The organism is Listeria tempestatis (genome assembly GCF_963575625.1).
Taxonomy (GTDB): domain Bacteria; phylum Bacillota; class Bacilli; order Lactobacillales; family Listeriaceae; genus Listeria; species Listeria tempestatis.
In genome coordinates, this window is record NZ_CAUYTK010000002.1 from 179979 (window position 1) to 192425 (window position 12447).

Genomic DNA, 12447 nt, shown 5'->3' on the forward strand with positions numbered 1-12447 from the left:
CAACAAAGAGGTGATGCAGATGATTAAAATTCAAATTAGCGAAAGCGAATTGCGCGCCTATGCAAGGGAGCTACGGGAGGCAAGCGGAGGGGCACCTTATCATCCGTGGGGTTCTGGGAATATGAGCTATTCCTATGCCAACTCCATCAATGAGTTCCGAACCGCGATCATGGAATCAATTGAGATGATGCACCAGTTTTCCGAGCTCGCGGACAAAGATGCGGCACGTTTAGAGAAAATGGGCGAAGCGTTCGTAAAACAAGATCGAGCGGCAGGACAAGCCATCGAAGGGATGGGGCTGCGCTGATGGATGCGAAAAGTGAGCGAAACACACAAGCCCTACTGGATTTACGAAAGCAAGAAAGCGACATGGAAAATGTTTTACATACCCTTCAAAATCAACAAAACCAATTGGAATGGCTGGAAGAAGACCATGTACGCGTCAAACAGGAACAAGAGGAACTGCGTGAACTTTTGCGTGAGGCTTGGCAAGGAGAGCGCGCTACGGGTTTCCATTTGTATACCGAAGAGATGCAGTACGAGGAACAACGGGACTGGCGGCAAGGTATTGAGAGAGAAACCACGGATGTTACGAACCAAGTAACGGCTTCTAAACAGACTTTACGAGAGCTAGAAGCGGCGCAGGTCAAACTTCGAAAGGAGTTGTCCTCATGAGCCGAATAGATATTGCCGAAGTACGTGCCTTTCAACAAGCTTTACAACAAGCCAATACGACCATGCGAGCCCGTATTCAAGCCGTACAAGCAAGCGCCTTGCGGTATTCAGGCGACTACTTTTTAGACGGACAAGCCATTCAAGCTTCCCAGCAGTATTTTCGCGAAACCTACCAGACGGTAGGGGGAAGTTTACTTGACATTTTAGATACGAGTGAAGCCCTTTTGGAACGCTATTTGAATGACTTTAGTGCCCAAGTAGATGACTCTAGAAACGCCAGAGTCGATGCAGAGTTACTAGGCATAGCTGCCGAGAAAGCGCGAAGTATCCGCCGAAAACAAGAAGATTTGAAGCGGTCTCTTACGGCACAAACAGGAGCTTCTCAGGAAGGACGCGTCCAACAGTTACGGCTAGACCTAGTTAACGCGGTGGAAGAAGAAAAAATTCTGGAGAACTATTTACAATTTGAGCAAAGTCATACCCACTTTTTCCAAGAACTTTTAGGTCTTGTGATGACCACACAAAGAACGATGCGGCAACTCTTGCAGGACGTCCAATTTAACGCCCAAACAGGAAGCTATACATATCCAAAAGGCTATACCCAGTCGATAGAAGGGTTGAAAAAGCGACTTGATGCCATTCGCGGCGTAGACCCAAAACTAGAAAAAGCGCTAAAAGCGTATCAAGTTTTGGCAGTGGTGTATTACGATGCTCACGGAAAACCGCAAGTGATGTGGCTGCTTGAACAAAACGGAGTTGGCGTGAGTGACCCGAAACTAAAAAAATACTTAGAGAAAACCGGAAAATACTTAGATCCAAGCGACTACCAAATTATCACAAATGAGGATTTAAACCAAAAAATCAACCAAGCGTGGAAAAAAGGCACGTATTATATGGACGGCACGAAATACTCCGGGATGGTTGGTGGCACGCTCCGCGCATCAGCATATGTGGAGTCGGTGAAAGGCACGCTGGACGAAAGTGGCCTGATGGACGTGGTGATGGGGCTAGGTCTAAGCACAGCAGCCATTAGGGGGAGCATGACGTATGGGAAGGTTGGCGGGACTAAAAATGTTGATGATATATCTTGGAGTTTAAATAAAAATGGAGCAACTATAAATGGACGTAAGTATTCTGGACATGCTTTAGAAAGAATGGCTCCTGACACACTAGAGATTCGAGCTCGATTGCATACTAGAGCATATGAAATTGCCAAAGGTAAGGAATATGTTCCTGGAACAAGAGAATATAGCGATTTTATAAAAAAATATGTACAGCCAAGAAATGTTCCACCATCAGTTATTGAAGACGCTATAAAAAATGGTGTAAAAACTACAGGAAACCAAATAAATACATGGAAATTTGAAACTGGTGATGTTACAGTTATAATTAATGATTTAGGTAATGTAATCACAGTGATACCTAAATAAAGGAGGCAGATAAAAGTGAAATATGATGAATTAGACTTGATGGAACTGTTTCTATCTGAAAGTGAAAGTTTGATAGACAATATAGGTGATGGCAATATAACGTATAAAATTAGCAAAGATGATTTTACTTTAAAAATCTTTGTAAGAACCTATGAAAACCAAATTAGTGTGTTCTTGACCTATAAAGAAAAAGATATTTTTTATGGAGATTTTGATAATGTTACTGAATTGAAAAAGGAAGATATGTATTTGAGAGTTTTAAGAGAAGATGGTACAATTGTCAGTCTTGGTTTTGGAACAACGCTTTCTATAAGTATTGAAAATCAATAATTGGATTACAAAAGACACTTCACTATCTAATTGGCGTCGGATCGTAAAGCCTTGACTAGCAAGAGTGAACTCACTAATCAAGTTGCGAATAGCCAACAAAAAGCTAACTGTATTTATTGGACTGGAAAAGCAGGGACTGTTCTAGTTTCTGGGTTTATTTTCCGTACTCTAAAAGCTGGGAATATGTAGTTATTGAAACGGTATTAGTGAAAGAAGCTGATACCGTTTTTTCATGTATCAAAAAACAGATTTTGGAGGATAAAAGTAATGAATACAAGAAAAAATAAGCAACCGATAAAAGAAATCAGCCATCAAGATATTTATCGTGGAAAATCGGTACATATATTATAGGGACGGCATGAAATGCACCAGAATGGTTGGAGGCACGCTTCACACTTCGGCATATGTGAAATCGCGATGAGAGCCACGCTTGATGAAAGCAGCCTTATAGATGTAGTGATGGGGTTAGGTTTGAGTACCGCAGCGATTCGGGGGAGCATGACGTATGGGAAGGTTAGTGAGGTTAATGTACCTAAAGTTGAAATTCCAAAACAAAGTTTGAAACATGCAAGTGTTGGAGATTTTACTGTTAATCCTTCTACAGGAAAAATGTCTAAAATGAAAGGTGGCGGGCATGGTCAATCTAACATTGATTTTCTAAAAGAAAATGAGTTTGAAGTAAATATCGAAAGAACTTACCCTAATGGTGTTAGAATTGGAAATGTACCAGACCATAAGGTTAGGGCTAAAAGAACAGGTAATAATCAATCTTGGTTTCCTGAAAATTGGACAAATAAAGATATAGAAAGTGCAGGACAATATATTGCTAGTCAACCAAACTATGCAATTGCTAAAGATGGGGAAGCTATTTTTGGTGAATTCAATGGTGTACGAGTTGGAGTAATAAAAACTGATGGAAAACCTGCAACTATATTCCCAGATGCGACAAGACAGCCATAAAATTTTAGGAGGAAAATTATGGAATTTAAGAATGAAATGGATACGATGCTAAAAAAAAGGAAAGGTTTAAATATAAATGATGATTTTGGAATAGCAAAGTGTTGGAATGAAATGACAGTACTTTTAACTCAAAATGAAAATGAAACAATAGACTATCTTAATGAGTGTAATGAAGATGATTTATATTATATCAGTGAAATTTTTGAAGATATATCTGAGCAGCTTCAAAGTGAAAGATTTATTACTTGCTTAAGAAACCTTGATAAAAAATTTCCTAATCTAGACATGGCTAAAGATATTGATATAGCTGAAAGTTATATTGAGAATTAAATAAAAAGACATTTTACTAGTAAATGAGAATTCAGTTGAGAGCTCAAGATATGTTCAATATCACCCTGGTGCCCACTGCCAGGGTGATTTACCATATTACAAAGTATCTTCTCCAGAACATGGAATTACTAGAATTTATACAAAAGGAAAGGTTGTGAAAGAATGACTGAAGATATAGAAAAATTGACAACGTTATATGACAGAGTTATTGAAAATCTTCAAGAATTTTCAATGCCAGCAGAAGAACAAATAAAAAGATTAAAAGGTTTTCCAGTTGCTGATGAAATTGCTTCGGATTTTTCTGATATCACATTAAATTATGCAAAAGAACTATTTGAAAATGCTTGGATTACTTTAGACCAGTATCAGCAATTTTTAGCTATTGATGAAAAATTAGATGATATGAGTAAGGATAAAACACTTTGGTGTGAAGAAGCACTGAGAGGTGCTAGTGAATGGAAAAAATGTAGAGAAGCTGGGCTAGAACTGCTAATATCTTTAGGATATTAGAAAATTAGGTTTGAATGTATGTAGTCAAGTGATTGAGCCTTGGTAGTAAGGAGTAATTTGGAGGTAAATAGTAGTTGAAAAAATTATCTTTAGGTGAAAAGTTTGATTGGTTTATAGATACTTTAAATAAAAGTGGTATGTTCATTTTAGATTTGTCTAATGAAGAAATAGAAACATTCATTTTTGAAGATTTAATTGTTGGTGTTACTTCTTTTCTCAGTAAAAATAATTTGAATGAACTGAAAGAGAATGGACTAATTGATGAAGAGATTGAAAAAAAGCTTATCTTCTCAGAAAAAAAGTATTAAATATTGACAATACAAATTTGTGGAATATTGATAGTGTGAGACAAAGTTCTGAGTGGCTAGACATATTTAAAATTTCTGATGAGTTGAAGAAAAAGATTCATGAAAGATGGTCTGATGAAGAAATAGAATACTTGAAGACAACATAAAAAGGCACTTCACTATCTGATTGTCGTCGGATAGTAAAGACTTGACTAGTAAAGCGTGACCCCACTAATCAAGTTGCCAGTAGCTAACAAAAGCTGGCTGTATTCACTGTATAGAAGTTATGCTACTGAAAAAGATATGAGAAAACTAACTCTGTAGAGAGATTAGCATACTCATATCTTTTTAACTGCTTTCCAAAGTATAAAAATCAATGTGTTGCTAAGTATGAGAGGCGGTTTGTTAAGTGAGTAGGGCTAGACTAACAAACGAAGTGCGGAAAAATTAACATTTACAATAGAAACTCATATTTTGACAAATATCTACAGCAACACCTTAAATAACGCAATCAAATATTGGCAAATATTCACGACCAATTGAAGCATTACCTTCCGCATCACAGCAATTAATGATATAATAATACCCATGATTTCAAAGGACACGGGGGTGCGTTATGGAAAATGCTGAAAAGATGCTACATGCTTTAGAACATGAAGACATGGTTTTGGCTAAAAAATATTTTGATTTAGCGGTTCAAAATGGTTCTGATGAGGAGCAATTTTTTCTAGCTGAGCAATTGTTTAGCTTAGGATTTTTAGATGAAGCGGAAGATTTATACGAGCTGTTACTAGCCAATTATAAAGACGAGGGTGCGCTACTCGTTCGGGCGGCAGAAGTGGCACTTGAAAAAGATGATATTGATACGGCGCAGGAGTATTTAGAAAAGGTGAATAAACAAGATGAGGCGTATCTTGAGAGCTTACTTGTACTAGCTGATTTGTATCAGATGCAAGGCTTGTTTGAAGTGACCGAACAAAAATTGCTTGAGGCAAAAAAATTAGCACCGAATGAGGCTATTATTGATTTTGCACTAGGGGAATATTATTTATCGCAAGGCAGGTTTGCGCTTTCTGTGCAGCATTACCAAGCTGTGTTAGATACAGGTGTGACAGAACTTGCACAAGGTACCATTTCCATCTATGAACGTATTGCGGAAGCCTATAGTGCGAGCGGGGCATTTGAAGAGGCGCTGCCATTTTATGAAAAGGCACTTTCAGAACATGAATCAGTCGATACATTGTTTGGACTCGGACTTACCGCTTTTCAGGCGAAGGAGTATGTAAAAGCGATTCATGCATTTGACCACTTGAAGGAACATGACCCGGCGTACACGACACTCTACCCGTATCTTTCAAAAAGCTATCAGGAAAACGGGGAACTGGAGAAGGCACTCCAGGCGCTCACGGAGGGTTTGAAATATGATGAATTTAATAAAGAGCTTTTTTTCGAGGCTGGAAAAGTGGCAGACCGTTTAGGGAAGCTTGACGAAGCTGAGGAGTTTTTCAGGCAAGCAATTGTGTTGGACGAGGAGTACTCGGCGGCTATTTTAGAACTAAACAAACTCTTTTTAGCAAAAGAAGATTTTGAAGGTTTGCTTGAGGTTTCTGAGGCACTTTCTGACGAGCTTGTGACGGAACCGCAAATTTTTTGGGACTTAAGTGTTGCATACAGCGGTGTGGAACAATATAATAAAGCAAAAGAAAATTTTGAAAAAGCTTATCCTCATTTTGAAGAAAATCCGACTTTTTTACGGGAATATGGTTTATTCTTGCGGGAAGAAGGGGAAATTCAGAGAGCGCGTGAAATTTTTGAACGTTATTTGAAATTTGAGCCTGAGGATGCGGAAATTCGAAATTTACTTGAGTTATAATCAACTTTCGGAAGGAGTGAGTGTGATGAAGGCATCCATTTCTGTAGATGAGAAGAAAGATTTTATTCGTTGGCTTTTAAATACGCATCAAATGAAACTTCGAGAAGCAATGTGGGTATTAAACTATATTGCTGGCCACGATCAAATTATACAATATGTCCACTTTGTTGATGACCTAGAAGGCTGCCACCGCGGGCTCGTTCTTTCTGCTGAGGGTGTGGACTTTGAACCATTCCGATTCTTTAAAGGAAAATTGACGACGAGTGATCCAGAAAAAGCTTTTCATGATATTCGTTTAAATTGGGACGAGGCGTTATATGTGGTACTCCATTTTAGTGAGGCGATTAGTTCTCCAGAGTATGCGCTCGTTCGTGAAGACAACCCGCACAAAGACTTACAAATTAACGAAGAGGAACAACAACTTGCAACGGACTTTTTAGATCATACGCTTAGCAATTTTATGGCGGAATCAGTCCAAAAGGAAATTGACCGTGCAATTGATGCGGGAGATAAAGCGCGATTTTTAGAACTTACGACTTTTTTAAAGGAAATGAAAGAATAGATATTGCTAAAAACTGGGCAAGTTTTTAAGTTCGAGCGTTTTGCGCCCACTAACTTAAAAGCATGCCTAGTTTTGTGTTTTTTTTAGAATGGGGGAAGTTTTTGTGTATGTTTTGCTACAAAACCGTACGTTTTTACGGTTGCTTTTGATTATAAACTTTTTAGGGGCAATTTACGGTTATATTTGGTATATTCCGCAACTTGAAATAACGAAACCAATATTTTGGTTGTTTGTTCCTGATAGCCCGACTGCTGTGTTGTTTTTCTTTTTTGTACTGGCGGCTTTTTTAGCTAAAAAACATTGGCCACTTATGGAAGCACTGGCGTTTGTTAGTTTAATGAAATACGGTTTATGGGCAGTGGGTATGAATATTTTCTTAATGATTGATCAGCAAACGATTATTTGGACGGGCGTTATGCTTATGATAAGTCATGGTTTTATGGCTGTTCAAGCAATGCTCTATGCGCCTTTCTACCGCTTTCGAATTGGGCATTTTATGATTGCGGCCGTTTGGGTACTACATAATGATGTAATTGACTACTTATTTGGGCAAATGCCTATTTATATGGGACTAGAACGATTCTTACCGTACATCGGTTATGCTACTTTCTGGCTTACGATTTTTGTTCTGATATATGTTTACAGAAAAACGTTAAGAGAAGACCGAATGAAACTTGAACTATTTTAAGATTAGAATTTTCTCATAGTGAGTGAAACCTGTTGAGAAGCAAGTGAAGATACTTTATAATAAAAATTAATCAAGTAAGTATTAGGAGGAAGATGATTTAAATGTCATTAGGATCTTATATAATTTATTTTTTAATTGTCGCAGCTATTCCACTTTGGGCGCAATTTCGTGTAAAAAGCACGTATGCACAGTATTCCAAAGTACGTGTTAGAAGTGGCCAAACTGGAGCTGAAGTTGCGCGAATGATTTTAGATCGAAACGGTCTTTCAAATGTGCCAGTACATGCAACAAAAGGCGTTTTAAGTGATCATTATGATCCAAGCAAAAAAGCCGTTTTCCTTTCAGAATCAAACTATCATGAAGCAACCATTGCGGCGGCAGCAGTAGCCGCTCACGAAGTTGGTCATGCGATTCAAGATAAAGAAGATTATGCTTTCATGCGTTTCCGTTCTGCATTAGTCCCAGCAACGATGTTTAGTTCAAACATTTCGTGGGTGTTTTTAATTATTGGGATGTTAGCCACGATTCCAAGCCTTATGCTTATTGGAATTGTATTAATGGCTGTAGGTGTATTGTTCCAAGTGATTACTTTACCTGTTGAGTTTGATGCAAGTAAACGTGCACTTGTGCAACTTGAAGATGGCGGTTTCTTAGAATCTTCAGAACAACCACAGGCGAAAAAGGTGCTTAGCGCGGCGGCAATGACTTACGTTGCAGCAATGGCTGTAGCTGTTCTAGAGCTACTTCGTCTTATCTTAATTTTTACCAATATGAATCGAAACTAGTCATAAAACCTGAGAAAAGTTCTCAGGTTTTATTTTGAGAAATAAAGATAAAATGAGGGGAAAATATGGATTTTGATGTTATTGTAATTGGCGGTGGTCCGTCTGGTTTAATGGCGGCGATTCAGGCGGCTAGGAAGAATAAAAAGGTGTTGCTCGTTGAAAAGGGGCCGAAGCTTGGGCGCAAACTGATTTTATCGGGCGGTGGTCGGTGTAATGTCACCAATCGTTTACCTGTAGAGGAAATCATTCGGCATGTGCCAGGAAATGGCCGTTTTTTGTATAGCGCGTTTCATCAATTTGATAATGAGGATATTATTGCGTTCTTCGAAAAACTTGGCGTGCATTTAAAAGAAGAAGATCACGGGCGAATGTTTCCGGTTTCAAATAGTGCAAGGTCGGTTGCGGATGCGATGATTAATCGGATGGAGAAGCTTGGGGTTACGATTTTTATGAAGACGCCTGTTAAAAAGGTGCTTTACGAAAATGGGAAGGTGAAAGGCGTTTTGCTGCAGGATGGACAGGTGAAGACGTCTTATAGCGTGATTATCGCGGTAGGCGGCAAATCAGTTCCGCGCACGGGTTCGACAGGCGATGGCTACGGGTTTGCAAGGGACGCTGGGCATACGATAACGGAACTTTATCCGACGGAAGTGCCGATTACGTCTAAAGAGCCATTCATTGTGTCGCGCGTACTCCAAGGGATTTCACTTCGGGATGTGTCGCTTTCTGTTTTAGGTAAGAAGAATAAAATTGTTGTAACGCACCGAATGGATATGATTTTTACGCATTTTGGCATTTCAGGTCCGGCGGCACTTCGGTGTAGTATGTTTGTCAATCAAGCGCTTAGGAAGCAGGAAACTGTCACGATGGAACTCGATTTCTTTCCAGATATTGGGCTAGAAGATGTGCATCAAAACGTCTTTAAATTACTAGAGGAAAATCCGAAAAAAGCTGTTAAAAATGCACTTTCCCCTTTAATCCAAGAAAAGCTCTTGCTCTTTCTTTTGGAAAAAGTGGGAATCAATCCAGAAAATCATTTTAAGCAGGAAAGTCCGAAGAAATGGGAAGCGTTTGTTCAGCTTCTGAAAAGTTTTGTGTTTATGGTAGACGGGACGCTTGATTTTGAGAAAGCTTTTGTAACTGGCGGAGGCGTGCAGACGAAGGAAATTATGCCGAAAGAAATGCAGTCGAAACTAATGCCAGGGTTATTTTTCTGCGGCGAGGTTCTAGATATTAATGGCTACACGGGTGGCTATAATATTACATGTGCACTTGTGACGGGGCATACGGCTGGGGAATACGCGGCAAGGTTTGCTAGTGAAGCGCGGAGAAGTGAGATTGATTGATGGGTTTAAGCAGAGTAGCATCACTACTCTGCTTTTTCATTTAAAAAAATGGTGACGATTTGCTCGCGTTCTTTTAAAAATGCGGCATTGTCTCGGCTTGGATGGATGCGGTTTGTTAGGACGATGAGTCCTTTTTTTTGTATGATGTCAAGGACGATAAAGGTACCAGTGAATCCAGTATGGTAAAGGGCGTAATGGTCGCCGTTTGGTTTTAAGTCATAGCCAATACCTCGGTCGCGATTTAAATCTTTCGTATAGTTTTCTTGCATGCGGGCGAGGCTTTCGGGCGTTAAAATGGGAGCGCCGTCTTGGAATAGGAGTGCAGATGCAAAACGGCTAAGGTCATCTAGGGTTGAGAATAGCCCCGCATGACCGGTGTTGCCACCTGCAATGAAAGCTTTATGGTCGTGGACAATGCCTGAAATGACACCACGCTTCTCGGTTACTTCAGTAGGAACAGAAAGGGCTTTGTCAGCCGAATAAAATGTTGTATCTTCCATATGAAGTGGGCGCAAAATGGCGTCTTGGACTTGGGTTTCAAATGGCTTTTTGCAAGCGACTTCGATGACCTTACCAAGAAGTAGAAAATTCAAATCAGAGTAGTCTACAATGGTGCGATTTTTGGCGACAGGACAGGCTGCGCCAATATAAGCATCAATGTCATCAGGCGTTTCAATTGGGAAGCCGGGAATGTTTTTTGGGAGCCCAGTGCGATGCGTCAAGCAGTCGAGAAGCGTTAAATCGGGCGTGTGGTAGTCAGGCAAAAAAGTACCAAGCGTGTCCGTTAAAGCCAGTTTTTCGCTCTCAACAAGCTGCATTACACGCGTAGTCGTCGCAACTACTTTCGTGAGTGACGCAATATCATAAATATTTTTTTCAAAAGAAAGAAGTGGTTTTTTTGAAGGGCTGAGTTGTTTTAAACCGCGAGTAAAAGACTGTGTCGCTTCTTGTGTTAAGAACTGGAAACTCGCCCCTGGTACGGTACCTGAGTCGACAAGGTTTTCGATGCGTTTTTTCGTTTGTAAAAACATGGCTACACCTCTTTATAAGAGGGCGTCCAGATGGCACTTTGAATGTCATCTTCTGTAATCGTTTTAATTCGTGCGACCCCGTCTTTTATGGCCGCTTTTGAAACGGCATAAGCCACCTTTTCGCTCGTTTGAAGAAGAGTTGAAACGTGCGGTAAAAGCGCGGCACCTTTATGTGTTGCATCGACTTGCTCTGATACCGTTTTTGCTGCGGCACGCAACATACCGTTCGTAATTTTTTTTGCCCGCGAAGTGACAGCACCAAGCCCAAGCCCTGGATAAAGTAGCGCATTGTTCGCCTGACCAATTTCAAAAGTTTGCCCGTCGTATTCAACTGGCGCGCTTGGACTGCCTGTCACAATCAGTGCTTTTCCATTTGTCCACTGGATTAAATCGGCAGCTTTTGCTTCAGCGAGTTTTGTCGGGTTTGAAAGCGGTAAAATGGCTGGACGAATCGTATAGCTCGCCATTTCACGTACCACGTCTTCAGAAAATGCAGAAGGGACGCCGCTTGAACCAATGAGCATAGTTGGTTTGATACACCTCACAAGCTCTAAGAGGGAAGAGGTGTCAATATTCTCGAAATCCGCTCGGTCCCGTGCAAAAGAACGTTGGCCTACAGTCAAGTCAGTCATGTCATCTGTGATAAGACCATTTCGGTCGACTAAATAAAAGGATTTTTTAGCATCATGTCGCGTTGCTTCGCTACTGTGTATAATTTCATGGCAAAGCTGGCTTGCAATACCAATTCCCGCTGTTCCCGCACCGAAAATCAAAATTCGTTGTTTGGCGAGTGGGATTTTGGAAACACGTGTGGTTGAAAGAGCAGCGGCAACAACCATCGCACCAGTCCCTTGAATATCATCATTAAACGTGCAAATCCCATCTTTGTAGTCATCTAAGATGCGGCTTGCATTATCTCGTCCAAAATCCTCAAAATGAAAAACAGCTTCTTTAAAAATTTCTTTTGCAGTGGAGATAAATTGTGCGATAAAATGGTCGTATTCTGTTTTGGACATGCGTGGCTTACGTTCGCCAAGATAAAGGGGATCATTTTGTAGCTCCAAATTGTTTGTGCCAAAATCTATGATGACAGGGAGGCAGCTAGACGGGTCGAGACCAGCTGCTACAGTATAAACCGCAAGTTTTCCTATAGCAATTTGAACACCATTTACACCCCAGTCACCAATGCCTAAAACACCTTCGCCATCTGTAATGACCATCATTTTAATTTTTTCAGGCTGTTCACATGCGTTCACCAAACTATTACGCAATATTTCTGGGCGAAAAGCATTGATAAAAAGCGCGTCATCGGTATTTTGAAAATGCTTATGATATTCCGTTACCGCATCCCCAATTGTTGGCGTATAAATGACAGGGAGGAGCTCCGTAACGTATTTTTGTACCGTCGCAAAATAAAGCGTCCGATTTTTATTATATAGGTCCGTTAAATAATAATTTTTTTGAAGCGCATCAGGAAGCGCGTCCAAAACGGCTTTCACACGAACAATTTGCTCATCAAGCGTTTCCACGTGCGGCGGAAGTAGGCCCTCTAAATGATATTTTTCGCGTTCAGCATATGTAAAAGCAGTACCTTTGTTTAAAAACGGGTTTTTTAATCGATTATTTTTAGTCATAAAGTT

General features: G+C 40.1%; 14 protein-coding genes and 1 pseudogene. 13 read left to right on the forward strand and 2 right to left on the reverse strand.

Annotated elements, in window-relative coordinates; all coding sequences use genetic code 11:
- Positions 1-19 precede the first annotated feature (19 nt).
- The 13 genes and pseudogenes from R8923_RS03570 (at position 20) to R8923_RS03630 (ending at position 9776) form a co-directional block, all read left to right on the forward strand.
- Positions 20-307: a DUF3130 family protein gene (locus R8923_RS03570; protein WP_485871384.1), complete on the forward strand. Its 288-nt coding sequence runs from the start codon at positions 20-22 to the stop codon at positions 305-307.
- Positions 307-675: a hypothetical protein gene (locus tag R8923_RS03575; protein WP_485871385.1), complete on the forward strand. Its 369-nt coding sequence runs from the start codon at positions 307-309 to the stop codon at positions 673-675. Before R8923_RS03570 ends, R8923_RS03575 begins: the two co-directional genes overlap by 1 nt.
- The gene (locus tag R8923_RS03580) at positions 672-2105 is read left to right on the forward strand and encodes a T7SS effector LXG polymorphic toxin (RefSeq protein WP_485871386.1); all 1434 of its coding nucleotides are present in this window, start codon (positions 672-674) and stop codon (positions 2103-2105) included. Before R8923_RS03575 ends, R8923_RS03580 begins: the two co-directional genes overlap by 4 nt.
- A gap of 15 nt (positions 2106-2120) precedes the next feature.
- Positions 2121-2435, forward strand: coding sequence for a hypothetical protein (locus R8923_RS03585; protein WP_485871387.1), 315 nt, complete (start codon positions 2121-2123; stop codon positions 2433-2435).
- A 417-nt stretch (positions 2436-2852) separates the two neighbouring features.
- Complete coding sequence (locus R8923_RS03590) at positions 2853-3395, forward strand: EndoU domain-containing protein (RefSeq protein WP_485871388.1); 543 nt, start codon at positions 2853-2855, stop codon at positions 3393-3395.
- An 18-nt stretch (positions 3396-3413) separates the two neighbouring features.
- Positions 3414-3725, forward strand: coding sequence for a hypothetical protein (locus R8923_RS03595; protein WP_485871389.1), 312 nt, complete (start codon positions 3414-3416; stop codon positions 3723-3725).
- A gap of 162 nt (positions 3726-3887) precedes the next feature.
- Positions 3888-4235, forward strand: coding sequence for a hypothetical protein (locus R8923_RS03600; protein WP_485871390.1), 348 nt, complete (start codon positions 3888-3890; stop codon positions 4233-4235).
- Positions 4236-4309: 74 nt separating this feature from the next.
- Positions 4310-4689, forward strand: a pseudogene (locus R8923_RS03605) (hypothetical protein).
- A 449-nt stretch (positions 4690-5138) separates the two neighbouring features.
- Positions 5139-6395 (forward strand): tetratricopeptide repeat protein, encoded by a 1257-nt coding sequence (locus R8923_RS03610; protein WP_485871391.1) that lies wholly within the window; start codon positions 5139-5141, stop codon positions 6393-6395.
- 25 nt (positions 6396-6420) lie between these two features.
- Positions 6421-6957 (forward strand): ReoY family proteolytic degradation factor, encoded by a 537-nt coding sequence (locus R8923_RS03615; protein WP_485871392.1) that lies wholly within the window; start codon positions 6421-6423, stop codon positions 6955-6957.
- An 88-nt stretch (positions 6958-7045) separates the two neighbouring features.
- Positions 7046-7645, forward strand: a complete 600-nt coding sequence (lhaT, locus tag R8923_RS03620; RefSeq protein ID WP_485871393.1) for a lipoprotein heptaprenylglyceryl N-acetyltransferase LhaT — start codon at positions 7046-7048, stop codon at positions 7643-7645.
- A gap of 101 nt (positions 7646-7746) precedes the next feature.
- Complete coding sequence (locus tag R8923_RS03625; protein WP_485871394.1) at positions 7747-8430, forward strand: zinc metallopeptidase; 684 nt, start codon at positions 7747-7749, stop codon at positions 8428-8430.
- A gap of 65 nt (positions 8431-8495) precedes the next feature.
- Positions 8496-9776: a BaiN/RdsA family NAD(P)/FAD-dependent oxidoreductase gene (locus tag R8923_RS03630; RefSeq protein ID WP_485871395.1), complete on the forward strand. Its 1281-nt coding sequence runs from the start codon at positions 8496-8498 to the stop codon at positions 9774-9776.
- Between the two features lie 23 nt (positions 9777-9799).
- On the opposite strand, the gene R8923_RS03635 is transcribed toward R8923_RS03630, so the two are convergent.
- A complete protein-coding gene (locus R8923_RS03635) occupies positions 9800-10807 on the reverse strand; it encodes a serine hydrolase domain-containing protein (RefSeq protein ID WP_485871396.1) in 1008 nt (335 codons plus the stop codon).
- A gap of 2 nt (positions 10808-10809) precedes the next feature.
- The gene (locus R8923_RS03640) at positions 10810-12441 is read right to left on the reverse strand and encodes an NAD-dependent malic enzyme (protein WP_485871397.1); all 1632 of its coding nucleotides are present in this window, start codon (positions 12439-12441) and stop codon (positions 10810-10812) included.
- Between the last annotated feature and the right edge of the window lie 6 nt (positions 12442-12447).